The organism is Nitrosopumilus maritimus SCM1 (genome assembly GCF_000018465.1).
GTDB classification, from domain to species: Archaea; Thermoproteota; Nitrososphaeria; order Nitrososphaerales; family Nitrosopumilaceae; genus Nitrosopumilus; species Nitrosopumilus maritimus.
The window spans coordinates 13,844-40,187 of the sequence record NC_010085.1 but is presented as its reverse complement, the minus strand read 5'-3'; the positions used below and the strand labels follow the sequence as shown (position 1 = coordinate 40,187).

Here is a 26,344-nt window from a genome sequence, read left to right as displayed (position 1 = left end):
ATTGAATAAATATCTAATCAACAAAAGGTTTTGGATGATCCAAAATTACTTGTGCAACTTCAGGTCTTAGGATAAATTGAGAAGGTGCTTGTCCGTTTTGAATCATTTCTCTTAATGCAGTTCCACTGATTTGCTCTTTGTCATCATTATCATGTGGACATGCCTTTGGAGTTGTGTATGTAAGACATTTTCTACAATAAAAGAATGCAGGGAAGAACACTGGAGCAATATCTAGTTCAGGATAATCTGAAAAGATTTCTTGTGCTGCCATTGGATCATAGAATTTTCCAACTCCTGCATGGTCTCTGCCAATAATGATATGAGTACAACCATAGTTTTGTCTCATGATTGCATGATGAATTGCTTCTTTTGGTCCTGCATATTTCATTTGAGTATGTAGAGTTCCTAGTTTACATCTATTTTCTGCATAGTAATGCTCGATCATTGTTTCATAACATTTTACAATTACTTCATCAACAAAGTCACCAGATTTTTTCTTTCCAATTACAGGATTTACAAATACTCCATCTCTTGTTGTAATTGATGTCTTTTGTAACATCTCATGTGCAACGTGTGGAGGGTTTCTAGTTTGGAATGCACAAATAGTTTTCCATCCAGCTTGTGCAAATGCTTCTCTGGTTTGTTTTGGAGTTAGTCTATTTTTTCTAATTTCAGTATCATTTGGTCTTTGAATAAAATCAATTTTTCCACCAACTAGGAAATCTTTCATCGACATTGTGTATGCTACACCTGGATGGGCTGTATCATTAGTGCCATAGACTCCTTTAGCTGTTTTTTCCTTGTCAAAAGTATAAACTTCTTCAACATGTAATACTGCAATACCAATTCCATCTGGATTTTGCAATAGTACGTCTACTGCATCTTTCATTTTATTTGCAGTTTCTTCATCAACGTCTAATACGATAGGAATGGTCCATGCAAGATCATTTGCAAGTCTTCCTCTTGATATAACACTCTCAAAGTCTTGTTGGCCTAAAAAGCCCTCTAGGGGACTAAAGATACCATCTGCAATATTTTCAACATCATTTGCCAAGTCTTCAGAAATTGTAATTGAGAATAATCCGCTAGGATCAACATTTGTAATTCTGTTAACTAGTACTCCACCATGTGGTTTGATTGAATCGTTTTCTGACATACTATTCCACTCTTTTACGCTCTATATGAAGGCCACACTCTTTGTGTTCTCCTTGTTCCCACCACCATCTTCCTGCTCGAATGTCTTCTCCAGGCTTTATTGGTCTGGTACATGGTTCACATCCAATACTAGGATAGCCCTTGTCAAGGAGGCTGTTGTATGGTAAATCATATTTTTTGATATGTTCTTGAATCTGATCCCATGTCCAATCAATTATTGGGTTGATCTTGAGAATACCACCATGTCCATGATCAAGTTGGAACATTGTAACATCTTCTCTAATTTTGGTCTGCTCTCTTCTTAATCCAGTAATCCATCCATCAAGTGTACTTAACATTTTATTCATTGGATGGACTTTACGTATTTCACAACAGAGTTTTCTGTTCTCTACACTTTCATAGAACAAATTTAGTCCTTTTTCTTTTACCATATCTTCAACTTCTTTAGTATCAGGAAATAACACTTCAATTGTAATATGGTATTTTTTTCTCAAGACATCCATGATATCATATGTCTCTTGAGGTAATCGTCCTGTATCCAAAGTAAAGAATCTAAATTCAGGATTAATTTTCAACATCATATCCATTATGACGGCATCTTCTGCACCAAAGCTAGAAGCTTTTGCAACCTTAGGATGTAAATTATCAGATACCCATTGAAGAGCTTCTTCAGCTGTTTTTATCTTTGAGTTGAGATCATCTACTTGTTCTTGTGTAAATCTAGTCACATATTCACTTGAAGTATTTGTTTTATATTGATTACCCGAAGTTTTGTCCTAAATTATAAACAAGTAGATTTCAAAGTAGAAAATATGAATGAAACATCATATGTTGTAGTTTTTCCGACTATATTTTCAAAAAATAAAATTCCACAGTTAATTTCCAATATCAAAAAGATTCTCAAAATAAAAAATCAAGAATTCAAATCAGTAAAGAGAGACGGAGAGATTATTTTAGTAGATGCAAATGATCCAGTATTTGCATCATCTGCAATCAACATGCTTTTTGGAATTCAAGAGGTTGCAATTGCAAGACAGAAAAAAAATGATTATCAAGAAATTGTTTCTGAAATCACTTCTGTAGGGGGAAATTTACTTCTAAAAGGTGAAAAATTTCTAGTCAAAGTTGAAGGAATATCAAAAGGATTTCTTGTAAAGGACGTAGAGATTGCAGCTACATCAAGTATTATAGAAAAAAAATCAAAGCTTGGTGCACATCCAGGAACAGAACAAGATTACGACAAATTATTGTATACATATCTAACAAAGAATAATGCATACATCTGCATTTTTTCAGATAAAGGAAAAGGCGGTATCCCATATCAATCACAAAGTGAGAAAACAATTTGTGCAGTATATGATGAATTATCTGCAGTTTCTTGTTATGAGACCATAAAGCAAGGATACGATACAAAGGTAATAGTCTGTTATAGACAAAAATCAGAGTTGATGAACCTAGCTAAAACACTAAACCAAATAATTCCAAGACTAGTTCAAGAGAAAATCGAATTAGAGTTCTTTCATCTGAAAATAAATCCAAAAGGTGTCAAAAATTATCTAACATATGTAAATTCAGTTGTAGAAATAATGCTACAGTCTTCAATTAAACGAGTGTCTTTAGCTATATCACCACAAATATTTTCATCAGATTTTCTGGATAACGCACTAAAACTAGTATTTTCAAAAAAGAAGATTCCCCTAGTTCCATTAGCTGGAGTAGACACAAACTTGTTTGATGAAGCAAAAGAGATTGGACTGGAGAGAAATATCAAGAAATTAGAAAATATTGCAGCCATTAGTTCAGATGAAATTCCTGTTTTTGTGAAAAAAGAGGTAGAAAAAGCACTCAAAACAAAAAAAGTGATTTCCATTCAGGCTGGACCAAACAATGTACATGATATTTTGGATTCGCTAGAATAGAATCATTGAGAATTTAAACAGCGTATTTGGTTGCATATTGTGCTCAAAATAGGAGAATTCATCTACCCATGGGGAAGTGGTCACTATTCAAGAATGATGAGGTTAAATGAAGTTCTTGGAGATCACATCAAAGAAGACTTTGAGGTTCATTTCTCCAGCAAAGACCACGTATACGAAAAATTGTTGAAAAAATTTCCAGATGAAAGAGAGAAAATTCATGAAATTTTAATGCCAACTCCTATTGATGGAAAGTTTGGTCCAAGTGTTTCAATGTCATTAATGAATTTGCTATTACCAATTTCAAAGAATCCACCACTAGTAAGACAGATTGCAAATTATCTTCGAGAAGAGAGAAAACTCTACAATAAAGAAAAATTTGATTTGGTAATTAATGATGGAGATATGGGATCAAATATTTTAGCAAAAAACAGAAACATACCAAGCTTATTCATAACAAATCAATTCAGACCGAGATTATACAATTCAAGATCATATCTATATCCATCACTGATATTTGTTGCAAAACAAATTCAAAAAGCATCAAAGATTCTTGTTGCAGACTCTCCACCACCTTATACAATGTGTGAGTACAATCTAAATGTCATAGAAGAAGCTGAAGAAAAGGTGACTTATGTTGGTCACTTTACAAACAGTAAGAAAATTGAAAAGACTGACAGTTCTGATCTTGAAAAACTAATTGAGAATGATGAATTTGGGTATTGGATGAGAACTGGAAACAAATCAACAAATGATGGAACTGGTCAAAGATACGAAGAAGTATTTCATAAAGAGGAAATGAAAACAGAAAAGAGGATAATTTCACATGCAAGAAATGATCCAAATATTGATTCTGTTATTGGCAAAGATGGAAAGAGATATTCCATATCTGATGCATTAGAGAAGAAAATAGATTGGATTCAGATTGATATTGGATTTCTTTCAGAACAGGAAAAGGATACTGTGTTGGATCTATGCAAATATGCTGTAGTGAATGGTTCACATACAGTAATGGGCGAGATTATGGGTGGTAAAACAAAGCCAATCATCGGCATTCCCATCTATGATGAGCACACTAACAACATCAAATGGGCCGAAGAGAAGAATTTGGGAATTCTAGCCACAAAAACAAAGCAGGTAATTGAAGGAATATCAAAGATTAGAGCAAATTATGAGAGATTTGAAGAGAGTTTAAACGAATTTTCAAAGAATTTTGTCCCAAACGGGGCTGAAAATTCAGCAAAGATTGCTGCCCAAACGTTAGAAGAAAAGAGATAATACATTATTTTTTGAATTTTGCTCGTCTGGCACGCGGGATTTCGATGGGCGAACGGACCGAAAGGGATGATGAAAAAATCCGCGTGTCAGATGTTTATCGATCAATTTACAATGTGGGAACGCTTTTATGGAAAAAATTAAGCCAAATCATCAGTGCCTAACTGTCCAGAATGTACACACAGAGAGAGAAAAAAGATTCAAGAAAAATATGAATCTGAAGTTCCTGAAGAAGAAAGAAGCAGAGAGGATCTTTTCAAGTTATACGATGAAATTGACATTCCAATGAAGATGGATGAGAAGAATAGAAGAAATTTTGTTTGTAAACGATGTGGTCTTTACGCAACAAGAGAACAAGTTTCAGACATCAGATACAAACTCAACCAAAAAGAAAGAACACGTGATGATAAGCATGATGACTATTTAGAATGGTGGTCAAAGAGCAAAAAAGAAAAAGCTGAAAACTAGCGTGAGTTATTATGGTAAAAAAGAAAAAAGAAGATGAAATTCCTGAATGGGTTACTGATGAGATTCAGAATGCAAAATTCAAAAAACCTGAAGAACTAAAAAAATCTGGATACATACTAGAGTTTTATTACGAAGATAACAAAATTGATGTTCAATTGTATGATGCTGTAGAAGACGGAAGACACATTGTAACTATGGATGTTCCAAAAAGTGTCAAGATAGATGACTTGTTAAAAGGAGAAGTCTATGAATTTGTTTTTGATCAACACAAAGCACCACTTAGCAAAAAAGTCTCAGAGTATTTAGAAAAAGAAAAAGAGATTGATATGAATGCAATTTATCAATTTGAGTTAAAATCACTTGAATTGTTAGATGTAGGCTCTAATGAAGCCGCAGATGATGACGAAGAAGAGTAATTCAGAATTACTTTACAGCGTCTAATTGTTTTTTGAAAGACTTTCCCATGATAGGGTTAATGAAATAAGGAAATGTATGCTTTAACCATACAGCACTTCTAACCACAGAAGGAACAATAATTTCTAATCTAGGAGAGTTTGCAGCCTTTAGAATTGCTTTTGCAACAGTTTTAGAACTAAGTGATGTGGGGGAATATTTTGGCATTTTCTCAAATGAAGGATGATCAAAAAAGTCTGTTCTAACCATTATTGGACTAACAACAGTAATTCCTACTCCAGTACCATGTAGTTCATGTTTAAGACCCTCTGAAAATCCTAGTATTGCAAATTTTGATGCACAATATGATGCAATTCCAGGAAGGCCAAAGCTTGCAGCAACTGATGCAACATTGACTATATGACCAGATTTTTTATCCAACATGGAAGGTAGAAAGTTTTTGATACAATACATCATTCCAAAATAATTTGTTTCCATCTGGGATTCTATTTCATCAACAGATAGATCTTTAACAGAACCATAAATTGCAAAACCAGCATTATTTACCAACACGTCAACAGAATCAAATTTTTCTAAAACAGTCTTTGACATTTCTTTTACTTGCGTTTTATCTGAGACATCACATTTGCAGACAAATGTTGTTACTTTGAATTTTTCTAATTCGCTTGCAAGCTCATCCAACTTTTCTTTTCTTCTTGCAACAAGAATTATGTTCGCACCAAGCTTTGCAAATTCAATTGCAGTTTGCTTTCCGATTCCAGATGATGCTCCAGTAATCAATACTGTTTTGTTTTTGAAATCCACAAATCAAAAAAATCGTTTTAAGATAAAGTGGTTTCTATGTGGCTTGAGGTTTTGAGATTCTACTCAAGGCTAGTTTTACTAAAAGCAACCAAGTAATCACAATTGGTACATAGTATGTTGCAATTCTCCAGCCTATTACTGCATCCCAAGCTAAACCACCTTGGGAAGCATCAAAGTCAAATGGATTTAGATTGTTAAGATATGCAACAATTCCAAATTCAGCAAGGCCAGAACCACCAATAGTGATTGGAAGATTTCCAATTGCATTTGCCCCCATTACAGCCATAATAGAATCAAATGCGTTGATAACATATCCAGTTCCCATTGCAATGATCATAAATGAAATTCCATAAAATGACCAAGATGCTATTGAAAACAAGAATGATATTGTAAAGACCTTTTTTGATTCAGAAGTTTTGAGATTTTCTCTACTCATAGTACACACTTCTTCCATCCAAGAGTTTGTTTGTTCTATATACTTGGTACCTTTCTCTTTTCCAAATCTTTGTGCAAGTTTTCCCAAAACTTTAGGAACTTGGAATGTGCGTTTAGAAGACAAGAAGAATAGTACCATCCACAATGTGGTGACAGTAATGCTGGTTCCCAAAACTACTGCGGCAACAACATATGCTCCATTTAGCAGTGCAATTATTCCTGCCATTATAGATAACAATCCAGCTGCAAACACTTCAGTTACAATATCCATTATTGCAATCCATGTTGATTTTGAGGGCTTTACTCCCTTTTTGTGCAAATAATAGATTACGATGAATTCTGCTCCAATAAACATCGGAGTTGTAAATTTGATAAACTCACTACCGACACGAACTCCAGTTAATTTCAAAACAGAATCAAAATTGCCAAGATATCTCCTTGCAATGTAGGCAAACTTTACTCCTTGAAGTCCTAGTTTTATCATCATTGCTACAACTGCACCGACAAATGGAAAGAAACCGATTGCAAGAACGTCTTCAGGTTTGATATCAAATTGAATAGCTATAATGATAATTGGAATTAATGTAGCAGGAATAGCTGCAAGTCTCCAGTTCATTTGATGATTTCTTTGAAGGATCAAATATGAAAGTTGACAAAATCGGTTTAGTAGAGTTTTCACGCCTAAAACCATGCACAAATTCTGTAATTAATTGAGATTAGCCTCAAAAATATTCTGTAATTCTCAACTAGTTTGAAATATGAGCAGATTATGAATCAGACAGATTGAAGACCATTTTTGTTTCTGGAACTGCAGGTTCAGGAAAATCATTACTCTCATCAAAACTATATGATTACTATACAAAGAACGGTGCATTTACTGCAGTTCTAAATTTGGATCCTGGAGTAGAAAATTTACCATATAGCTGTGACGTTGATGTCAGAGACTTTGTAGATATTGTGTCCATCATGCAACAATATGATCTTGGTCCAAATGGTGCACTAGTTATGGCAGCTGATTTGATTGCATCAAAGATTGATGATATTCAAAATGAGGTAAACAGAGTGAATCCAGATTATCTCATAGTTGACACACCAGGACAAATTGAATTATTTGCATATCGTTCCAGCGGACGTTTTCTTATAGACAACATTTCATCTGAAGAGAAAACAAGTGTGTTTCTTTTTGATGGTGCATTGATTACAACTCCAGTTAATTTTGTATCAATTGCACTTTTAGCAACATCAATTAGACTACGACTTAATCTACCAACAATCAACGTACTGACAAAAACTGATCTTATTGGGGCCAATCTCAAAAACATTCTACAATGGTCAAGTAGTTTGAGTACTTTGGAGAGTGCTATTGCAAATGATGCAGATGGAGATACCTATACTCTGACTACAAACATCTTGAGAGGATTGAATCTTAGCGGATTTGCACAGGGACTAATTCCAATCTCAAATGTAACTGGAGATGGATTTGTCAATCTAGAGGGAGCTCTTAGCAGAATTCTTAATTTGGGCGAAGAGGTAGAAGATTAGTGGCATCAAAAGTTACAGTAAAAGCACCTTCGTCTACAGCAAATCTAGGTCCAGGATTTGACGTATTTGGTTTGGCAGTAGATGCATTTTATGACGAAGTGACTCTCACCAAAACAAAAAGTAGAATCACAATAGTAACTGATGACAACATTCCAACAAAGCCAGACAATAATACTGCAGGACTAGTTGTAAAAAATATGAAAAAAAAATTCAAGATAAAAAGTGGAGTAGAGATTAAAATCAAGAAAGGCGTTCCTGCAGGATTTGGAATGGGAAGTAGTGCCGCATCAGCTGCTGCTACAGCAGTAGCATTTGACAAATTATTTGGATTAAAGTTAGATGGAAATTCTCTAGTAGAGTTTGCAGGATCTGGTGAAAAAGCAAGTGCAGGATCAGTTCATTATGATAATGTTGCAGCTTCCGTATTAGGAGGATTTGTAATTGTTAAAACAAATCCATTGCAAGTAACCAGAGTAGATCCTCCAACAAATCTTAGAATGTGTGTTGCTGTTCCAAAACTTGAGGTTCCAAAAAAGAAGACCAAGGTTTCAAGAGGAGTAATTCCAAAGAAAGTGAAACTAACAGACAGTATTTTGAATTTATCAAACGCATCTGCAATTGTTGCAGGATTTATGAAAAAAGATCCAGAATTAATCGGAAACTCAATCAAAGATGTAATTGTAGAACCTGCAAGAAAGCATATGATTCCAGGATTTGACAAGGTAAAAGAAAATGCCCTAAAAGCAGGGGCATTAGGCGTAACAATCAGTGGAGCAGGACCTTCAGTAATTGCATTTTCTAAAAGTTCAGCTGATTTGAAAAAGATCAGTTCTGCAATGTCAAGAGGATTTGCATCAGCAAAAACAGAATGTCAGACAGTAATCTGCAAACCAAGTAAAGGTGCTGCAGACAAAAGAAGATGAGTCATGAAAAAAGCAGTAGTTGTTTTTAGTGGAGGAGTTGACTCTGTTTGTGCAGTATCATTTCTAAAATCAAAGTACGAGTTGTATGGAATTACTTTTTCATATGGTCAGAAAGCAAACATGGAGATTTCTGCTACAAAATCATTTGCAAAGAAATTAGGACTAAAACAGCACAAGATTATCGATATTGGTTTTATGAAAGAGTTGTACGGTGACTCTAATGTCTTGACTAGCTCAAAAAGAAAGATTCCAAGCAAATTTGAGTACTCTATAGTAGTACCAATTAGAAATGCAGTGTTTCTCTCAGTTGCATCTGCATGGGCATATACCCTAAACGCATCCCTAGTCGTTTATGGTGCACATACAGGAGACAAGTACTATCCGGATTGCAGACCTGCCTTTGCAAAGAAACTAGAATCAGCATTCAATCAAGGCGAGATTGATGGGATTAATTCAAAAATAAGAAAAAAGATAAAGATTTGGTCTCCATACAGAGAAGGGTTATCAAAAAGTGACTTGTTAAAGAAAGGAAAGAAAGTGTTAGGTGATTCCATCTTTAGAACTTGGAGTTGTTATTCAAACAAAAAACTGCATTGTGGTGTTTGTGAGTCTTGCAATAATAGAAAGATTGCATTTGAGAAAGCAGGAGTTACAGACAAAACAAAATATCTAAAATAATTCTAGTATCTGTTGTTTAGAATTTTCTTTTTTAGAATAAATCCTCTTATTCCAATATACCATGCCAAGAAAATCAATCCAGTGATTCCCCACCAGATATAGTTCTGAAGGTCTGGAGACAATTCGGATAGAGTTGCAACAACTTCTCTTGCAATCAACATACAGACTGCAAGGACTATTGCAAATTCAATTGCATACCAAGTAAATTTTGGCCATCCTTCTTTTGGGATATATGCAATCTTTCTTCCGTCATCCATGAGTTTTTTGAAATAGAATCGGTATTTAATTTTTGAGTATCTAATATGCAGAATCTGAAGCACGTTTTCGAATTAGAGTCATAATGCTCTCTTTATCCTCTTTATTTTCATAAATTCCTCTAAATGCTGATGATGATAGTGTTGCATCATTTCTGACACCACGCATTTTCATACATAGGTGCTCTGCATCAGCTAAAACAACTACTCCCTTGACACCTTGAGAGTATAGTTCATCTGCAATGTTTTTGGTTAGGCGTTCTTGAATCTGGAGTCGTTTAGAGTACTTTTCAACTAGTCTTACTAGTTTTGAGATTCCAAAGACTCTGCCATTTGGAGAATATGCAATGTGGATTTTACCAAAGAATGGAAGCATATGGTGCTCACACATTGAGTAAAACTGAATATCACGTGCTACAACTACGTCAGAATCTTCTGAGAATTGAACAGCTAATTCTGAATCAGAGTCATATCCAGAAAAGATTTCCTGATACATGTTTGCGATTCTTTCAGGTGTTTCACGCAAGCCCTCACGGGTAGGATCTTCGCCAACTTCGATTATCAATTCTCTGACAAGTTTCTTTACACGTTCTTCATCCATTTTGATGATTTGAGACGATTTTTCTAGTATTTGAACGTAATCGGATTTTTAGGTTGGTGGTAACTATGGTGCGCCAATGAATTTGTGCAGTTGAGGAACAACCTTGACTTCGTTGTAGTGTGGAAAAACAATATCATACAAACTCAACAACAAATCAAGTGAAGGTTCTGCAACACCATAAGTTGGTTGGATGATGAATCCATCAATGTCATCTTTTGATACAATATCAAAGATTTGATTGACTAGTTGTGTAAAATCATCAGGCTTTGTTTTTGAGCTGACAACTACTTTGATGTAGGTTATCTTTTTTGCAGAGACTGATGATTCCAAGCATTTCATGGTATGGCCAATTAGTTTCTCATAGTGTTGAGAGTCTACAAAATCTGAATCCTTTGTTTTGAATTCAATTTTTACAATGTCAATAAATGGCAAGACGTGATTGAATCTATCAATATCAAAACATGATGATTCTAGATATGTTGGGATTTTTTTCTCCTGAATGTGTTTTGCAAGTAATGCAACTGCTTGATGTTGAATAAGAGGATCACCTCCTGTGAAATTTACTTTGTATGTTTGATTTTTTAGGTTAGAGTCAATTAGTTGATTTGCATCCTCAATAGAGTATTCTGTTCCAGAATCAAGTGGAAGAGATTCTTTTGTATCACAATAAAAACAAGTAAATGGACAACCTGCTAGTCTTACAAAAAGTGTCTTTGTTCCATAAAGAATGCCTTCCCCTTCTACGGATGTAAATATCTCAAATAATCTAACTTTCAAGTAATAATGGTAATTTTTTTCATTATTTATTCAGTGAGTTTCTAATGCATCACTGGTTCTTTTGTGTAGAACAATCCAGAAATAAAGAACACTATGCCTAGAATGCCAATTGTACTTCCAATTAGTTCTACTTGATTTTGAAGATCTCCTTCCATTGGAGCCCATAACCATGCCATCAAAGCGCCAACCACAATCATTGGAATTCCCACACCAACAGTAATTGCTTTAGATGCCATGCTCAATCCTGTTTGGAAAATGTATAATAAGTTTATGATAATTTTTGGGAGTTTGAAAATTACTGATTAAGATTGACTATGAGTTGTTTTGCAGTTATGATGTTGTTTTCGGAATCATAGCTAATCACATAAAGTAATGCAGATGAGCCATTAGGGAATGGTGTAACATTATCTATGGTCATACTATTACCAGTTGTGAATTCTACAATATTTGGAGTACAACTAACACAGCCAACTTTGTAATTTTTCACTGAATCATCGTTATTCCAGGTAATCTCTACAGTTGCAGAATCTCCATCATAGTTTGAAACAGAGGTGCTAACAGAATCTAGTGGTTCTGCAAATGCTTGGTTTGTAGAAATGATGCCTACTGTCAATACCAATAGTGCAAGTAACGTTAGGCTCTTCAATTCTCTTCCTCCAAATCGTTTCGTAATTTGACCATATTTAGAAGATCTTTTTTGTAAATTTCAACTACACCTAATCTTTCTAGTCTTTTTACGGCTCTCCACATTGTGGTTCTTGGTTGAAGGAACTTCTTTCTTAGCTCACTTTCAAAGACTTCACCACCATTCTCAGAGATGAATTTTACAATCTCTTTATCATCTTCTCTCATATCTGGTCTGAGATTAAAGATTGTATCAGGAGTTAGTGAATCAGTTGTGGGTTTAGGAATATCCTGGATTATCTCAGTTTGTAATTGAGGTTTTGATTGTCTCTTTTTTACCACAATTACTGAAGCAATTATAGCTGCTGCAATTGGGCCAACTATCAAACCAATAGTTACTGAATCAAATGAAAATTCAGGTGGAGTTGTAGGTGTTTCTACAGGAGTACTAAAGATGTAATCAATTTGTGCAGAACCAGGAGATATATCTAATTTAATTTGAGAATCAAGTTGTTCCATGTTTTCAGGTAGAATATTCATTCCAACAATGACAGAGTTTTCTGGCATTAGGAGGGAATAATTTGTAGGAGAATCAAATGAAAATGTCCAGATCCTACCTTCTTTAGAAATTAAGTCGTGGATATCATAGTTTACGGTGATAGAAGAATGATCACTCGTCTGAATCATCGCTTTATCTTCAATGACTTCACCAGATAATGTCGTACCATCTGACCCAATTGCAACAAAGTTGTCAATAGATGGGCCAAAGAGACTTAACTCAAAGTTTGAGGAATCCACATCAATTTGAGAGGAGATATGTGTAGAACCATCTGAATTGATGATTAGATCAAGAGTTCGAGTAGTGGCAAATGAGGTCTGCAAAGGTATCGTTAGTGCTACAACCAGCAATCCTGCAACTATCAGAGGTGCATTAACCATTGTATCGATGATACCATCAGTCCTTACAAAAAGCATTCCATCTTCTCGAGACTCTGTCCTATGAATTGGTACGATTTGGGGATTCATTGGCTAATACCTTAGGTTCATGCTCTCCACGAGTCCCTGAAATCTCTTGAATTCTTGGAAAAATTGAAGTCCTTTTTCAGTGATTTGAAAGACTCTATTTCTGTCGTTTTTGACAGACTCGACTAAGCCTGCTTCTACCAGTTTCTCACATTTGTCTAGTACTGCATAGTGAGATAGGTTGGCTTTGCGAGATATTGCAGATACAATGATTCCTTCACGACCGCCATCAGCAGTAACGTTTAGGATATCACCCATGATGCCCATTTCGGACCTGTATTGTTGTTTTGACATGGTATAGTATACAATCAATTAGTTATTGAGGAATGTTTTGAAACACCATAGCGGAACACGTAGCGGAACACCATTTTGAACAGAAAAAATTGTCAATTTTTGGCAAAATCGTTGCGGAGGAGAAAATTCCTAGAAATTCTGTGCCTAGTTTTTTGTATGAAAAATACTAGATTTCTTGCAAAAAACATACTTTTTGACAAATTGAGAAAAAATGTCTGAAATTGATAGATTTTAGAAGTTTTTGCTGAAATTTACTATATAAAGAACAGAACGATTCCTGTCTGTTCCTAATGTATAATTTTGAAGTGTACTATTCATGGTAAAACCCCAAAACAGAACTATTGGTGTTATTGCTGTCCTTTTGATGCTTGGTGCATCTCCAATTACTGTAACCTACTCGTTTGCAGACAATACTGGAGTTTATGAGCCAAAAGGAAGTTCCAAAAATGAGGGACTAGGAGTAATCCTAACCGAAAAAATGGTTGATGGAAAGCTCAAAGTCCAACGTTATGCCTTGCCATCTGATACTTCGAAAGAAGATATGCAGAGAATGATGTCATCTGACATATCAGGATGGGCAATAATGAATTACAAGGCCTATAATGCTGGAATTACTCTCTTTGATGGAAAAGCAGTAAAAGTCGGGCAAGACTTGTGGGAGATTTCAACTAACGGAGTCCTAAGTCTTGGAGAAAGAGAGTTTGACATAGAATTAAGTGGAAAATCCAATGGTTCCCATGTAGAACTGCATGGAACTGCCTCAGAAGAGGATCTCAGTTACAAAGTTGTATTTTCTGGTAAGTTTTCAGACAATGAGAATGTCTTTGAAATTTTCTTTAATTCAGCAGTAAATCCTGAGATGGGTCAAAATATCAAATTTCTTCAGATTGGAGATACCAGTTTTGAAAAATCAGTTGATTTTAACCAAGAGTTCAGAAATTCAATTTCGGTGAAATAATTCACCACATTTTTCCTTTTTTTGAGTAAAAATCATTCACCTTGTCAGCTTTGAGATTCATAGTAACTTTTTATTCCCATTTTAGAAAGTAAATCATAAAATGTTTGATAAATTCAAGAAAGAAGAGGGCGGAGAAATGGTAGAAGAGAGACCTGAAGATAATACTGAACAAGAGGCTGCTCCAGAATCTACAGTTTCAGAGACTCCAAGTCAGATTGGAATTGGGGAATTAATGGGAAAACGTGCTCAGCTTGAAGAGGCAATTGATTATGTTGGTTTAATGATTAAGAATCTCAAAGACAAGCGAACTTTACTTGAAAAAGATATTGAAGAAGAATCAGTAGATATCAAGAATCTCAAAGAGAAACTCCAAAAGGTCAACGAGTACATAGAGGAGGAAAACAGAGGAATTTCAGAACTTGCCGAAAAGAGAAAGCAAGTTGAAGCAGAAGCTGATGAGGTAGGCACCATTATCAATAATTTACGAGAGAAATTATCTGGTGTTGATAGAATTATTGATGATGAAGGTAGTCGAGTTAGAAAAATCAAAGAATCTCGAGAAGCATCAGAATAGTTCTAGTTTACAATTAAAATTCTATTTTCTACTAGAAATTCAATTCCTTTAACAAATTCATCTTCAGAAATTAATCCTTCAGACCACCAATCAGCGTTATTTTTTATCCATCCAGGAATTGGTTTTGATATTCCAACTGCTTCCTCAATAGTATAGTCAGGATAATTTTCATCAAACCATTCTTTGTATGATTCTTCATTGTTGTATCTGTCAATGTAGCTTTGTGGATCTTTGGTTTCATCTACAAAAGTTGGTTTTGTTTTTTCTGAAGATTGTTCAGGTAAGTCAGGAATATTTACAATTTTTTCTTTCATTAAGAATTGGACACCACTAACAAATGTGTCATCATCAATATTTCCTTCAGACCACCATTTTGCGTTATTTTTTACCCATGTCGGTACTTTTTCTTTTAATGCTTCCGGCAACCCTACTGCCTGCTCTATGGAATCATATTGCGAATAATTTTCATCAAACCATTCTTTGTATGATTCTTCATTGTTGTATCTGTCAATGTAGCTTTGTGGATCTTTGGTAGGATCAACAAATGATGCGATTTGAATAGAATTGGTTGAAGAATCTTTTGATAATACATTTACATCTAATTCAATTGGCGTAATTAGATCATTTTTTTCTCCAAGATTATTCCACACTCCAAAAATGAGTGTATGTTTGCCTTCTTTTTGTGGATTCCATGTCAAAGCAAGTGTAAAGTCTTGATTAGGATTTATTGATGCTGAAAAGGAACTAAGTTCCAATAGTTCATTTCCATCATCAACCATAGCATAAAAGGTAAAATCTATTGGAGATGTTCCAGTATTTTGCAGTATTGCAGATGGTTGATAGGCAAAAGGTACCCCATTTAGTGGAGCAAAAATCTCGTTTACAGTATTACCAGTACTATCAACAATTTTTGGTGCAGATATTTCTAATTCAACATTGTCTGCATAAGAAGTGATAGGGATGAAAATGGCTGACAGAATAAAGCCAAATATTAGATAATTATTCAACTTTAATCCTCACGGCATAGTATTATTTAGATTCTCAGTCAAAATACTCTCAAGAACAAAACGACAAAAATTGAATATAAGAAAATAGGTTTGATCAGTAGTAAATATTATAACATAACAAGAGAATTTTTGAAAAATAATTTTTAGTAAAACTTTGAAGTTGATTCTGTAGATGCTGCTGATTCAGTAGGAACTGATGGGAACATTTGTCCTGCAGAGCTTTCTGCAACAGCTGCTGCTTCTTTAAGAATTGCATCAGATTCTGCGTTTGTTGTCTCATCCATTCCAAATGCAGCATCACCTGAGAAACTTTCAGTCATAAATCCACCTAACATTTCTGCCATCTGACCAATTTCAGCTTCTGCTCCAGGCATTACTTTTCCAAGAGAGGATTTGAGATTCTTCATCAATCCCATTGTTGGCATGATAGCTACTACTGTATCTCCTAAATCACTAAATGTTGTTAATCGTAATTCAATTTGTTCTAGAGCAACTCTGGCACTGCTCATAATTTTGATAACTTTTCTAATTTCTGCTAGTTCATTTCCTAGAACCTTGCTTGTTTGAGTATCATGTTTCTGGGTTGCCTCTACAATTCTTGCAAATAATTGCTCATCACGTTCTTTCAATCCAGATAGCATTTTGTCTAATTTTTGAATCTGTAATCGTAATCTTTTGACTCCTTCTTGAACACGTGGTTTTAGAGCACCTTTAGGCTTGACAGTATCACCAATTTTTTCAGTAATACTAGTAGTAGGTGGTTTAGTCCACTTGTTACTCAAATTAGCCATGGTTTAGGTTTAGGAAAATGTACTTAATTTCAGGTGTAAAGAATGATTCACAGCGTGTGTAACTTCACTAACAAAGATGAAAAATCAATCCAAAAATCTATTTACCATTTTTCTAGGCATAACTCATGAGTGAGCCATTTGGTTTTGATTTGCCAGATAATTCCAAAGAATTAACAGATAAAGAATATGTCAATTTGGTAAATCGAATTAGAGGTAATTTTCTTAGCTATGTTTCAGTTTTAGATTCAACACTAACGGTAATTATTTCAGACTTATTTTTACGTGACAAAAATGATTTTCCGTTGTGGGCAAAAACTGTATTTGATGAGGATAGAACCGCATCTTTTGGAACAAAAATAGTTTGGATATCAAGAATAATGAAAAATCATCAAGAATTCAAAAAAGAAATTGAGGAAAAAACAAGAATAAAGATTCAACAAAAACTAAATGAAATTAGAGAAATTAGAAATGATTTTGCACATAATTTTGCACAGAACAAAAAGATCGAATCTGAAAATATAAAAAATAGAATTATCAAATTATATGATTTTGAAGAAGGTATGACTACACCGAAATTATTCAAAATGGAAGAAATTATGGATTTGATAAATGACCCATGGATTTTAGAACAACTTGAAAAAATAGAAGCACTAACCAAAAAAATAAGAGAAAACTAGAAATTTATTTTTATAATGGGATTTTCAAAATAATTTTATGAACAAAAAAATCATCATCGTTCCTATTGCAATAATTGTAGGATTTGTTATGGTGTTGTCTTTGGATTCATCTGAGAAAGATGATGGTATTGTTTTTCATGTGACACTAGCAGACCCACAATTGTATGTAAATGGAGAATATACAGAAACTTTTGAAATAGAAAGCGGTGAATATTATTTTAGATTTGTTCCAAATGGAAGTAGTCCAGAAATTTTATCAATTTCATTAGATGGTTATAGTATAGAATTTTCTGAAGATTTCAAATTAGAAAACACTCTACATGAAACAGGAATTTCTGAATATTATACATGGGAATATCTTGGAGAAAATCAAATTATGATTTCAGAAAAACAGCAAGTAAAGATCAGTATCAATCCAAATGGAAATGTGATGGGTTCGGTATCTGTTAGTATTTTACAAAATTAAAAGAGGCGTAATCCCCTTCATTGCAGAACTATGAGAGATTCCCTCTCGTTGTCAAACGACTTCAGCGCTTGATTGCCTATATCGTTCTGCGGGGTTACGCGATTTTAGTCGATAGGAATTATATCCTTCGGCATTAATTATTATAGGAACTTCAACTATTTAACAGTTTATCTAATAAATTACAAATAATTTTAGAATTATTGAAATATTTTATTCCTATTTTAAAAAAATCGATCTATAAATTACGAATTTTTTTGTTAAAGATATTGAGTTTATCAGGAAAAGTAGCTCTAGTAACTGGTGGAAGTAGGGGCATCGGATTTGCTACTGCAAAGGTTTTGTCAGAAAATGGAGCTAATGTAGCAATTACCGGGAAAGTTCAGGAGCGGTTAGAAAAAGTATCTTCTGAAATTTCTAATTCATTTGCAATTGTAGCTGATGTAAGAAAAACAGAGGATGTAAAAAATGCAATAAAAAAAATCGTTGAAAAATTTGGCAGATTGGACATTCTTGTAAACAATGCAGGAGTTTTCCCAAAAATAAAAAAATTACATGAAATTGATGATGAAGAATGGAATGAAGTTTTAGATGTAAATCTTACAGGACAGTTTAGAGTTACTAAAGAAGCAATTCCTCATTTACAAAAAACATCAGGTTCAATAATTAATATTTCATCAGATGCAGGACTAAAAGCATATCAAGGATTTAATGCAGATGCATATTCTGCAACAAAAGCAGCACTTATTGTACTCACAAAATGTTGGGCACTTGAATATTCTAAAGATAAAATCAGAGTTAATTGTATTTGTCCAGGAGTAGTAGATACTGATATGACAAAACCATTTGTGAAAACCCAAAAAGATAGAGATTTCATGAATGCAGAGCACCCATTAGGAAGAATAGGTGAACCTGAAGAAGTGGCAAAAGCTGTACTATATTTTGCCTCAGATGATGCAGCATGGACTACAGGTGCAATTTTAGCAGTAGATGGGGGAGAATCAACTAAGTAAATTCATATGAATTTAATAGCACCTGAAGGAGTAAACAGTGATGAAAGATAGAAAAGCAAAAGCAAAGTTGATTATATTATTAGGAATTATTTGGATAATCGTATCTTTACCACTTCCTTGGATCATAAACAATCCTCTAGTTTCAGAATCTCAATTTTTCACAATTCTTGGAATCATTGGAATTATTTCGATTCCGTTTATTGCACTCGGAGTAGTATGGACATTAAAGCCTGAACTTACAACATAGGAGAAAATTTGAAGAATTTACCAATTTTAGATAAAATTCCAGAATTAGACATTGCAATCAAAGCAGCGCAAGAAGCTGGAAGTGCAATTTTAGAGATTTACAAGGGAAAATTTGAAGAATTTACAAAAAAAGATGATTCCCCAATAACAGAAGCAGATCTAAAAAGTAACGAGATAATCAAAGGGATTTTGTCTCAGACAAAATTTTGTATTTTGTCTGAGGAAGACAAAGATGATCAAAGTAGATTATCTGAAGAAGTAATTTGGATAGTTGATCCGTTAGACGGTACTTCCGATTTTATTGACAAAACTGGAGAGTTTACTGTAATGATTGCTCTTGTAAAAAATAAAAAACCTATTCTTGGAGTTATAGGTTGGCCAACTGAAAAAACATTATTTGTAGCGCAAGAAGGAAAAGGTGCGTTTAGATATTCTAATGAAGAATGGAAAAAAATCTCAGTTACTACAACTAAAGAACTTTCAGAATGTAGAACTGTTGGTTCAAGACATCATCTATCAGAAAAAGAAAAAGCCTTTATCAAAAAATTAGGAATTGAAGATTTTACAAGTATTGGTAGTTCATTAAAGGTTGGAAAAATTGCATCAGGTGAAGCTGAAGCATACATCACTACTACAGATAAAATGAAAGAATGGGATTCAGCTGCATCACATTGCATAATTTCTGAGGCAGGTGGAAAGATGACAGATATGCTTGGAAACAACATTTCATATAACAACAGGGAAGTTCATCATCAAAATGGAATTCTAGTTACAAATGGAATTATTCATCAAACAATAGTTGATGAATTTAAAAAATTAGAGTAGGTTTCTTGATTTAAGAAATTCCTTTACTTTGTTTGCACTATCACCAAGTGACTCATTTTCTGTGTCAACTATGAGATCTGCTTTTTCAGGAGCCTCATAAGGATCGTCAATTCCTGTAAATCCTTTGATTTCTCCTTTTCTTGCTTTAGCATACATGCCTTTGACATCTCTTTTCTCACATTCTTCTAGTGAACATTTGACATAGCATTCTGCAAACTGATCACCTGCATCGACAATAGTTCTGGCATTTTCTCGGTTTTCAAGATATGGTGAGACTAGAGATACTGCACTTGGAACACCATGTTTTAGCAATAGTTTTGCCAAGTGTGCAACTTTTTTGTTGTGTTCATCACGTCCTGCTTTTGAGAAATCTTTTGGAGAAAACCATTCTCTTAATTCATCTCCGTCAAGCATTGCCAAATTAGGAATGTCTTTTTGCAAGTCTTTTACGATGGTAGTCTTTCCAGAACATGGAAGACCAGTCATCCAAAGAACAAAAGGTTTCATGCAAAAAATTTCTGATTTACCCATAAAGAGCTTACGTTAATTTTGAACCCAGGGTTGATTTTCAAGATATTCAATTTCTTTAATCATGTCTTCCATTTTTTTTGAAATTGTCATGACCGATCTAAATTGCTCATACATGTCTAATTCTTCTTCTTTTGACAAAACTTCGGTTTCTGCCTTATCAAAAAAGTCTTCTTCTTTATTCATATGATCCATGAGATACACAGAATATGTTTTCAGATATCTTGCAACAGGTTCTCTTGCATCTTCACCTTCTTTCCATCTTTTGAGATGTTTTTTGATTTGTAAAGCAATTCTTCTAGAAAATTCGTGCTCAATTAACAGTCCTCTGATCTCTTGTTTTAGGTGATCATATGTTGCAACACATGGAAAATACGAGTCTTCTTCTCTAGAATAGTGAATAGAGTCCAAAAATTCTTCAATAATTAATGTAATTTTGTCAATATCAGAAAAAGGAATGTTTTTTCCTGCATAAAGTTCAGTATAGCATTTTATGATGACTTTTTCTAATCGTCGAATCTGTTTATGATCTTCACGTAATGTCTCAGTACCACTCAAGTAAGAAAATTACATTATGGTTGATTTAATGTGTATCTAAAATCACCACTGAGCCTAAAATCATCAACTAAATCTAGTTTAATTTTTATCCGAAGGTATGTAGATGCAGTCATAAATGAATCCGATAATTTTGTCTATTTTGAATTTGATCAGAGGGCAAAGTGGTGAAATTCCATTATCTAATTTTGATTCAAGTTTTATTTTTGAAAAACTTACAGAGATAGAGAATTCAGTTGGAACATTATCTTCTCAAGACGGTTTCATTGCTCCAGCTCATGTGATTTTACTTGCGGCAGGAGTAGTTATCTTTCTTGGAGTTGCAGGTGAGGCGTTTTTCAAAAGAACAGGAATTCCTGATGTCGCATTTTTAATGGTTTTAGGAGTCATTTTAGGTCCAGTACTTGGTCTGATTCAACCGGAAGCTGTACTTCAAGTGGTCCCATACTTTGCAGCTCTTGCACTGATAATAATCATGTTTGATGGTGGATTGAATTTAGATATCAAACATGTGATAAGGACAGCACATTTTTCATCAACGTTAGCTATTCTGGGTTTTATTTTGTCAGTTGCAATGATTTCAATTGCAGCTCATTATGCGTTAGGATGGCTTTGGTTAGAGAGTATACTGCTAGGGTCTATCGTAGGAGGAAGTAGCTCTGCAATTGTATTTGGATTAGTCAGAAATGTCAAAATTTCAGATGAAACAAAGTCAATGCTTAGTTTTGAATCAGCATTAACTGATATTTTGGCTACAATAGTAGCATTCATTCTATTTGAGGCAGTACTTGCAGGAACATTTGATTTACAAATACTACAAGAAACTATTGGAAGAGCAGTTGTAGTAGGTCTTGTTCTTGGATTTGGTGTAGGAATCCCTTGGATGTATGTATCAACAAAGCTTGGAAACGCTCAACATGGATATATGCTCACATTAGGAATTTTGTTTGTATTATTCTTCTTGGCAAACTCATTTGGAGAGTCAGGTGCTTTGACTGCCCTAGTATTTGGTTTGATGTTAGGAAACAAGAATCATCTTGCGCGTATTCTTAGATTCAAACTTCCAAAAATTGAGATGGATGACCCAACTCACAATCAACTCACATTTTTGGTAAGAGCATTTTTCTTTGTGTTTGTTGGATTGATGGCAAGTTTTGGACAAATAGAATACATGATATTTGGAATTTTGATTACAATTGCTGTTTTCTTTGGAAGAGGAATTGTTGCAAGAATAACATTAACGAAAAGATTTTCCAAATTAGATAAAGCTGTTACAAATGCTATGATTCCTAGAGGGTTAGCTGCTGCAGTACTTGCAACATATCCAATAACAATGGGTCTGCCTAATGCTGAAGCATATCCACAAATAATATTTTTCATTATTTTATCGTCTGTAATTATTACAACAATTGGAATGGGAAGATCAAAAAATATTCCACCACCTGAACCTGTAAAGGGTGGATTCGTAAAACCGCCAGAAGATCCTGATGATACATCTAATGATGAATCAGAAGAAATTGTTGATGAGTCAAAAGAAGGTGGATTTGTAAAAAAAGTAAATTCTCAAGAATGATTATAGTTCAAGTGACTCTTTGAGTCCTTTGTACCTGTTTCTGATAGTAACTTCAGTTACATTTGCAGCCTCTGCAATGTCTCTTTGAGTCTTATCCTCACCATTTTTGACACATGATAGGTATAATGCTGCAGCAGCTAATCCCATAGGATCTTTTCCTGCAGAAACCTCATTTTCTTGTGCTTTTTTGAGAACTTTGACTGCGTATCTTTTTGTTTTCTCTGCAATTCCAATTCTACTTGCAATTCTTGCAACACATTGAATTGAATCTGTAACTGGCATCTTCAAATCAAGTTCTTTAACGAGTAATCTGTAACATCTTGCGATATCTTTTCTTTTGATATTTGCTGCTTGCTCTACATCTTTGAGATTTCTTGGAGTTTCAGTATCACGACATGCAGCATAAAGTGCTGATGCCATTAGTGCTGAAATAGAACGGCCTCTAACAAGTCCTTTGTCAAGGGCTTTTCTGTAAATGTAAGCTGCCTTTTCAATTACTGCATCAGAAATTGCTAGTTTATCTTTTAGTCTGTTTAATTCACTAAATGCTTGTCTAAAGTTTCTGTCAACTGGTTCATGAACCTGACTTCTACTATCCCAGGTCCTTAATCTCTCAATGGTACTTTTCATTGAAGCTGTAAGTGGTCTACCAGATGCATCCTTGTTTACTGGATTGATAATTGTTGCAAGACCCATATCATGCATTGTTAATGAAGTAGGAGCTCCTGCTCTTGCTCGATCTCCATGTTCATCTTGTGTAAAAGAACGCCATTCTGGACCTGCCTCTTGTAATTTTTCAGTAATTACAAAACCACATTTGGAGCAAAACATTTCTCCAGATTCATTATCAGTTACTAATTTTCCCTGTGCACATCTTGGACAGAGTTCTTTTGTTTTACTTACCATAATTGATTCTGGAATCCTAGGATTGGTGGTATTTATGAATCAACAAGTTATTTTTTGGGATTTTTGAGCCTGTAATTGCCCAGAATAGTCATAATGCAGTTGTGATAATAAAAAAGCATGAATCGGTTCTGGATTGCACCTTTTCTTGTAGGATTGTTCTTTATGATCCCTAACATTCATGGAGAAACTCTAGTTCAGAATCTAGAGGGAGGAATGGATATTAAGATCACTCATCCTGATGAAATAGTAGTCGGTAGGGAAGGAATCATCTCAATTTTAATAAAAAATAATGGATGGGAAGAAAAACAAGATATTTCATTTGAATTTTCATTATCTGATGTACCAGGATTAATTGTAGAACCAAACAGCGTAACAATTGAGAAACTTACTGAAGGTGGTTCATATGGTGAAAATGTCAGTCTAAATATTACAAATGATGCAAGTCCAGGAATTCATTTTCTTAACATAAAATATTCTCAGATTCTAGTTTCAAATAACGAGACACCACAAGATCCGTTTTATCACGACATTGCGATTCCAATTACAATAAAAGAAGACCCAAATGTTACAATCCACACAAAAATGCCTGAATCAATTTTTGCAAATGCAGAATTTCCAATTGAAGTTGAAGTGATATCTAAAGATATTGACATTACCGATGTTAGAATCAAAATCATTCCACCGAAAGATATTGAATTTAGAGGAGAGACAATGCATTCATTTTCTAAAATTGAAAAAAACACTCCAGTTGGAATCACATCACGGATCATTACCCCAACTGAAGAAGTAAATACAGAATACAAGTTACCATTTGAGATTATTGTACAATATACTGATGATGTTGGAGATGAGAAGGAAGATTCACAAACTGTCTCAGTGGTATTACGACCTAGAACCTTTATGGAATTAACAACTGATGGTGGGATTTGGGTAGGAGATTTCTTTATTGCACCTTATGTTAGCCTTGGAACAATCATAGGAATTCCAGCTGGAGCAATCATTTCATTATTGGTAAGAAGAAAGACATCTCCAAAGAAACGCACCAGAAAGAAAAAAGTCTAAGAATCTAATTTTTCTTTGATACTTTGAATGTATTTCTGACTATACTTTGTAAATAATTGAATTTTAGGTTGAGATAGAGCCATAGCTCCAGGTCTACTATTTACATGAGCTTCAGCAGCTTGCTGTTGTTCTAAGAGTTTCTCAAGATTCTCTTTTGATTGTGATTCTAGTTCTGAAACTAGAGTTGCAAGTTCATTTTCTAAGATATCTTTAGTGTCAGGAATTTCAGGAGGTTCAGCACCTATGATCTCTTTTGTAGTAATTTTTCCAAATACTTTTTCGTCTAAATAATGCAATAGCCAGAAATGGAGACTAGTATTATAAATTCAATTTGGAAGAAATGTAAAAAGTGCGTTGCAGTGCAACCAAATCTTTTATCTTTGAATAATTTCTGGCTCTAATGATGACTTATTGTATTGGCAAATGCAAAGAGTACAAGGCATTAAAGCCATCACAAATTGGAAGATATGCCGCAGGACAAAAGAGATGTAATTATTGTGAAGTTTTTGTAGAATATGATGGGTTGGCTTGTCCATGTTGTAATAGACAGCTAAGGTGTTTGCCTAGAAGTAGAAAAGGAAAAGAAAAGTACCTATCTCAAATTGTCATTAAAAAACAATTATTGAACTAACAAAATTTTAGAAACAAATTCTAAAAATATTATCAATTTTGAAAATAGTACCTACAGTTAAAGATCTACTTATAAGAAATCAATACTAGTATAAACATGGCAATACCATCAGACATTGAAGATTTTGTTGAAAAACATATCAAGTTGATGATATCTCAAACAGAATCTTATCTTCCTTTTATCAAAGTTGCATTTCCATATTCAAACAATGTATCTGATGGTGTCTACAATCTAATCATAGGTAGTGCTTTGTCTGTATTTGTGAATCAGTATGCAATGAGAATGAAAAATCCAACTGTTGAAGATTTTGCAGATTTTGGAAAGATTGCGCTAAAGTACAGAGATCAAGTTGATCAATTCTTTATATGATTAGGCTAGTTCGCCTAGAAAATGAACTGTATCATTTGTAACAATTACAGTTCTATCTTTTGGTACACGGAATAATTTTTTCGAATCATTTGTCTGAACGATTAGTTTTGAAAATGGATCTTTCAATGATTTGTATAGTATTCCTTTATCACCTACAGATTGAGACCAATGAGTTCCTTGTACAAATGATATTGTTTGAAACTTTACAACCTGATAAGAGTAGACCATTTCTAATCAGTTAGATATTATCGTACTCATTAAGGATTTTCCTCCTATTAGAGCTCCAATAGAGAGGCCAACATTGACAATAATGTTGGCTGCCAGTGCACCATATTGATTATTCTCTAGTAGATTACTAGAATCAAGTGCAAATGAGGACATTGTTGTTAGAGAACCACAAAATCCTATTGCGGCAAATAGAGAATATCTTCCATCAAGATTCCATTGTTGTGATAGAACAATAAACACACCAAGAATGAATGCACCAATTACATTAACTATCAAAACGTTTAGCGGTAATGTGTTGAAAATCAAAGGAGATTCTGTAATTTTGTATCTTAGAAAAGCCCCAAGAACTGATCCGGCTGCAAGAAAAACAAACTCTAATCCTTTCATATTTGGTTCATAGAAACAGACGTTATTAGTGCTATTTGAGACATTTTGGGTTCAAAAAGCCTAATTTCGCATTTGATGAAATGCAGGTTTATGATTTTTATAGGTTTGATTTTTTGTCCATGGCAGATGACCCTCAAAATAAAAGTCAGCGACTATGGATTTGAAGATGATCTTGAAATTACTGGTGAAGCAAACGAAGTAATTGAGAAATTCAGATCTCACATGGAAGAAAAACACGGAATTGATTATTCAAAAGAAGCAGTAATTCAGATGTTTACAAATCGCGGACATTCTTTAGAATCAATGAAGCAATAATTTTTTAAAAATTCTTTTTTCATTTTTAACATTTAATACAATGTATGTTGTAT

38 protein-coding genes are annotated in these 26,344 nt (G+C 34.1%); 19 read left to right on the top strand and 19 right to left on the bottom strand.

Annotation, left to right across the window (positions count from 1 at the left end):
* Positions 1-13: 13 nt before the first annotated feature.
* On the bottom strand, positions 14-1,156 hold the full coding sequence (gene sat, locus NMAR_RS00260; protein ID WP_012214437.1) for a sulfate adenylyltransferase: 1,143 nt from the start codon (positions 1,154-1,156) through the stop codon (positions 14-16).
* A gap of 1 nt (position 1,157) precedes the next feature.
* Positions 1,158-1,883 carry a phosphoadenylyl-sulfate reductase gene (locus tag NMAR_RS00255; protein ID WP_012214436.1) on the bottom strand — a complete coding sequence of 242 codons (726 nt, stop codon included), beginning with the start codon at positions 1,881-1,883 and terminating at the stop codon, positions 1,158-1,160.
* 84 nt (positions 1,884-1,967) lie between these two features.
* On the opposite strand from NMAR_RS00255, the gene NMAR_RS00250 reads away from it, so the two are divergent.
* The 4 genes from NMAR_RS00250 to NMAR_RS00235 all read left to right on the top strand — a co-directional run bounded on the left by NMAR_RS00250 (position 1,968) and on the right by NMAR_RS00235 (position 5,230).
* Positions 1,968-3,074 (top strand): thiamine biosynthesis protein, encoded by a 1,107-nt coding sequence (locus tag NMAR_RS00250; RefSeq protein WP_148679995.1) that lies wholly within the window; start codon positions 1,968-1,970, stop codon positions 3,072-3,074.
* Between the two features lie 39 nt (positions 3,075-3,113).
* Positions 3,114-4,349 carry a glycosyl transferase gene (locus NMAR_RS00245; RefSeq protein WP_012214434.1) on the top strand — a complete coding sequence of 412 codons (1,236 nt, stop codon included), beginning with the start codon at positions 3,114-3,116 and terminating at the stop codon, positions 4,347-4,349.
* 153 nt (positions 4,350-4,502) lie between these two features.
* On the top strand, positions 4,503-4,814 hold the full coding sequence (locus NMAR_RS00240; RefSeq protein ID WP_012214433.1) for a hypothetical protein: 312 nt from the start codon (positions 4,503-4,505) through the stop codon (positions 4,812-4,814).
* Positions 4,815-4,825: 11 nt separating this feature from the next.
* Complete coding sequence (locus NMAR_RS00235) at positions 4,826-5,230, top strand: hypothetical protein (RefSeq protein ID WP_012214432.1); 405 nt, start codon at positions 4,826-4,828, stop codon at positions 5,228-5,230.
* 7 nt (positions 5,231-5,237) lie between these two features.
* On the opposite strand, the gene NMAR_RS00230 is transcribed toward NMAR_RS00235, so the two are convergent.
* The gene (locus tag NMAR_RS00230; protein WP_012214431.1) at positions 5,238-6,032 is read right to left on the bottom strand and encodes an SDR family NAD(P)-dependent oxidoreductase; all 795 of its coding nucleotides are present in this window, start codon (positions 6,030-6,032) and stop codon (positions 5,238-5,240) included.
* 34 nt (positions 6,033-6,066) lie between these two features.
* Entirely contained in the window at positions 6,067-7,083 is a 1,017-nt protein-coding gene (locus NMAR_RS00225; protein ID WP_148679994.1) for a lysylphosphatidylglycerol synthase transmembrane domain-containing protein, read from the bottom strand.
* Positions 7,084-7,250: 167 nt separating this feature from the next.
* Here NMAR_RS00225 and NMAR_RS00220 point away from each other — a divergent pair, with 167 nt between their 5' ends.
* From NMAR_RS00220 to NMAR_RS00210, 3 genes are read left to right on the top strand one after another with little or no spacing between them, the layout of a single operon-like run.
* Positions 7,251-8,009, top strand: coding sequence for an ATP/GTP-binding protein (locus tag NMAR_RS00220; RefSeq protein ID WP_012214429.1), 759 nt, complete (start codon positions 7,251-7,253; stop codon positions 8,007-8,009).
* On the top strand, positions 8,009-8,932 hold the full coding sequence (locus NMAR_RS00215) for a homoserine kinase (protein WP_012214428.1): 924 nt from the start codon (positions 8,009-8,011) through the stop codon (positions 8,930-8,932). Before NMAR_RS00220 ends, NMAR_RS00215 begins: the two co-directional genes overlap by 1 nt.
* A gap of 3 nt (positions 8,933-8,935) precedes the next feature.
* Positions 8,936-9,610 carry a 7-cyano-7-deazaguanine synthase gene (locus NMAR_RS00210; protein ID WP_012214427.1) on the top strand — a complete coding sequence of 225 codons (675 nt, stop codon included), beginning with the start codon at positions 8,936-8,938 and terminating at the stop codon, positions 9,608-9,610.
* Positions 9,611-9,612: 2 nt separating this feature from the next.
* On the opposite strand, the gene NMAR_RS00205 is transcribed toward NMAR_RS00210, so the two are convergent.
* From NMAR_RS00205 to NMAR_RS00175, 7 genes are all read right to left on the bottom strand, one after another.
* Positions 9,613-9,867: a hypothetical protein gene (locus NMAR_RS00205; protein ID WP_148679993.1), complete on the bottom strand. Its 255-nt coding sequence runs from the start codon at positions 9,865-9,867 to the stop codon at positions 9,613-9,615.
* A 40-nt stretch (positions 9,868-9,907) separates the two neighbouring features.
* The gene (gene folE, locus NMAR_RS00200; RefSeq protein WP_012214425.1) at positions 9,908-10,465 is read right to left on the bottom strand and encodes a GTP cyclohydrolase I FolE; all 558 of its coding nucleotides are present in this window, start codon (positions 10,463-10,465) and stop codon (positions 9,908-9,910) included.
* Between the two features lie 63 nt (positions 10,466-10,528).
* Complete coding sequence (locus tag NMAR_RS00195; RefSeq protein WP_012214424.1) at positions 10,529-11,242, bottom strand: 7-carboxy-7-deazaguanine synthase QueE; 714 nt, start codon at positions 11,240-11,242, stop codon at positions 10,529-10,531.
* Positions 11,243-11,283: 41 nt separating this feature from the next.
* Positions 11,284-11,478, bottom strand: coding sequence for a hypothetical protein (locus NMAR_RS00190; protein WP_012214423.1), 195 nt, complete (start codon positions 11,476-11,478; stop codon positions 11,284-11,286).
* A gap of 59 nt (positions 11,479-11,537) precedes the next feature.
* Entirely contained in the window at positions 11,538-11,888 is a 351-nt protein-coding gene (locus tag NMAR_RS00185) for a hypothetical protein (RefSeq protein WP_012214422.1), read from the bottom strand.
* Positions 11,885-12,892, bottom strand: a complete 1,008-nt coding sequence (locus tag NMAR_RS00180) for a helix-turn-helix transcriptional regulator (protein ID WP_012214421.1) — start codon at positions 12,890-12,892, stop codon at positions 11,885-11,887. Before NMAR_RS00180 ends, NMAR_RS00185 begins: the two co-directional genes overlap by 4 nt.
* Before the next feature lie 3 nt (positions 12,893-12,895).
* A complete protein-coding gene (locus NMAR_RS00175; protein WP_014964168.1) occupies positions 12,896-13,183 on the bottom strand; it encodes a winged helix-turn-helix domain-containing protein in 288 nt (95 codons plus the stop codon).
* 316 nt (positions 13,184-13,499) lie between these two features.
* On the opposite strand from NMAR_RS00175, the gene NMAR_RS00170 reads away from it, so the two are divergent.
* Positions 13,500-14,141 carry a hypothetical protein gene (locus NMAR_RS00170; protein WP_012214419.1) on the top strand — a complete coding sequence of 214 codons (642 nt, stop codon included), beginning with the start codon at positions 13,500-13,502 and terminating at the stop codon, positions 14,139-14,141.
* 100 nt (positions 14,142-14,241) lie between these two features.
* Entirely contained in the window at positions 14,242-14,715 is a 474-nt protein-coding gene (locus NMAR_RS00165; protein WP_012214418.1) for a hypothetical protein, read from the top strand.
* 2 nt (positions 14,716-14,717) lie between these two features.
* Here NMAR_RS00165 and NMAR_RS09905 read toward each other — a convergent pair whose 3' ends face one another.
* Both NMAR_RS09905 and NMAR_RS00155 read right to left on the bottom strand, forming a co-directional pair.
* On the bottom strand, positions 14,718-15,722 hold the full coding sequence (locus NMAR_RS09905) for a hypothetical protein (protein ID WP_012214417.1): 1,005 nt from the start codon (positions 15,720-15,722) through the stop codon (positions 14,718-14,720).
* A 143-nt stretch (positions 15,723-15,865) separates the two neighbouring features.
* Entirely contained in the window at positions 15,866-16,513 is a 648-nt protein-coding gene (locus NMAR_RS00155; RefSeq protein WP_012214416.1) for a Snf7 family protein, read from the bottom strand.
* A gap of 125 nt (positions 16,514-16,638) precedes the next feature.
* Between NMAR_RS00155 and NMAR_RS00150 the strand changes: the two genes are divergently transcribed.
* The 5 genes from NMAR_RS00150 (at position 16,639) to NMAR_RS00130 (ending at position 19,737) form a co-directional block, all read left to right on the top strand.
* Complete coding sequence (locus tag NMAR_RS00150; RefSeq protein ID WP_012214415.1) at positions 16,639-17,190, top strand: hypothetical protein; 552 nt, start codon at positions 16,639-16,641, stop codon at positions 17,188-17,190.
* A 37-nt stretch (positions 17,191-17,227) separates the two neighbouring features.
* Positions 17,228-17,656, top strand: coding sequence for a hypothetical protein (locus NMAR_RS00145; protein WP_012214414.1), 429 nt, complete (start codon positions 17,228-17,230; stop codon positions 17,654-17,656).
* Between the two features lie 266 nt (positions 17,657-17,922).
* Positions 17,923-18,666: an SDR family NAD(P)-dependent oxidoreductase gene (locus tag NMAR_RS00140; RefSeq protein ID WP_148679992.1), complete on the top strand. Its 744-nt coding sequence runs from the start codon at positions 17,923-17,925 to the stop codon at positions 18,664-18,666.
* A 40-nt stretch (positions 18,667-18,706) separates the two neighbouring features.
* Positions 18,707-18,913 carry a hypothetical protein gene (locus NMAR_RS00135; protein WP_012214412.1) on the top strand — a complete coding sequence of 69 codons (207 nt, stop codon included), beginning with the start codon at positions 18,707-18,709 and terminating at the stop codon, positions 18,911-18,913.
* An 8-nt stretch (positions 18,914-18,921) separates the two neighbouring features.
* Positions 18,922-19,737, top strand: coding sequence for a 3'(2'),5'-bisphosphate nucleotidase CysQ family protein (locus NMAR_RS00130; RefSeq protein ID WP_012214411.1), 816 nt, complete (start codon positions 18,922-18,924; stop codon positions 19,735-19,737).
* Here the strand turns inward: NMAR_RS00130 and cysC are convergent.
* On the bottom strand, positions 19,729-20,244 hold the full coding sequence (gene cysC / locus NMAR_RS00125; RefSeq protein WP_148679991.1) for an adenylyl-sulfate kinase: 516 nt from the start codon (positions 20,242-20,244) through the stop codon (positions 19,729-19,731). The two genes, NMAR_RS00130 and cysC, sit on opposite strands and share 9 nt — an antisense overlap.
* A gap of 36 nt (positions 20,245-20,280) precedes the next feature.
* The gene (locus NMAR_RS00120) at positions 20,281-20,823 is read right to left on the bottom strand and encodes a hemerythrin domain-containing protein (RefSeq protein WP_012214409.1); all 543 of its coding nucleotides are present in this window, start codon (positions 20,821-20,823) and stop codon (positions 20,281-20,283) included.
* A gap of 115 nt (positions 20,824-20,938) precedes the next feature.
* Here NMAR_RS00120 and NMAR_RS00115 point away from each other — a divergent pair, with 115 nt between their 5' ends.
* Entirely contained in the window at positions 20,939-22,393 is a 1,455-nt protein-coding gene (locus NMAR_RS00115; RefSeq protein WP_012214408.1) for a cation:proton antiporter, read from the top strand.
* On the opposite strand, the gene NMAR_RS00110 is transcribed toward NMAR_RS00115, so the two are convergent.
* Positions 22,394-23,299: a transcription initiation factor IIB gene (locus NMAR_RS00110; protein ID WP_012214407.1), complete on the bottom strand. Its 906-nt coding sequence runs from the start codon at positions 23,297-23,299 to the stop codon at positions 22,394-22,396.
* Positions 23,300-23,416: 117 nt separating this feature from the next.
* On the opposite strand from NMAR_RS00110, the gene NMAR_RS00105 reads away from it, so the two are divergent.
* Complete coding sequence (locus NMAR_RS00105; protein WP_012214406.1) at positions 23,417-24,361, top strand: COG1361 family protein; 945 nt, start codon at positions 23,417-23,419, stop codon at positions 24,359-24,361.
* Here the strand turns inward: NMAR_RS00105 and NMAR_RS00100 are convergent.
* A complete protein-coding gene (locus NMAR_RS00100; RefSeq protein ID WP_012214405.1) occupies positions 24,358-24,657 on the bottom strand; it encodes a hypothetical protein in 300 nt (99 codons plus the stop codon). The two genes, NMAR_RS00105 and NMAR_RS00100, sit on opposite strands and share 4 nt — an antisense overlap.
* A gap of 107 nt (positions 24,658-24,764) precedes the next feature.
* Here NMAR_RS00100 and NMAR_RS00095 point away from each other — a divergent pair, with 107 nt between their 5' ends.
* Together NMAR_RS00095 and NMAR_RS00090 are read left to right on the top strand one after the other, a co-directional pair.
* A complete protein-coding gene (locus NMAR_RS00095) occupies positions 24,765-24,992 on the top strand; it encodes a hypothetical protein (protein WP_148680267.1) in 228 nt (75 codons plus the stop codon).
* A gap of 96 nt (positions 24,993-25,088) precedes the next feature.
* Positions 25,089-25,361, top strand: a complete 273-nt coding sequence (locus tag NMAR_RS00090) for a hypothetical protein (protein WP_012214404.1) — start codon at positions 25,089-25,091, stop codon at positions 25,359-25,361.
* Here the strand turns inward: NMAR_RS00090 and NMAR_RS00085 are convergent, their stop codons facing one another.
* Positions 25,362-25,589, bottom strand: coding sequence for a hypothetical protein (locus NMAR_RS00085; RefSeq protein ID WP_012214403.1), 228 nt, complete (start codon positions 25,587-25,589; stop codon positions 25,362-25,364). It abuts the gene before it with no gap.
* 6 nt (positions 25,590-25,595) lie between these two features.
* Positions 25,596-25,976 carry a fluoride efflux transporter CrcB gene (crcB, locus tag NMAR_RS00080; protein ID WP_012214402.1) on the bottom strand — a complete coding sequence of 127 codons (381 nt, stop codon included), beginning with the start codon at positions 25,974-25,976 and terminating at the stop codon, positions 25,596-25,598.
* A 126-nt stretch (positions 25,977-26,102) separates the two neighbouring features.
* Here crcB and NMAR_RS00075 point away from each other — a divergent pair, with 126 nt between their 5' ends.
* Positions 26,103-26,291 (top strand): hypothetical protein, encoded by a 189-nt coding sequence (locus NMAR_RS00075; protein WP_148679990.1) that lies wholly within the window; start codon positions 26,103-26,105, stop codon positions 26,289-26,291.
* The last annotated feature ends 53 nt before the right edge of the window (positions 26,292-26,344 follow it).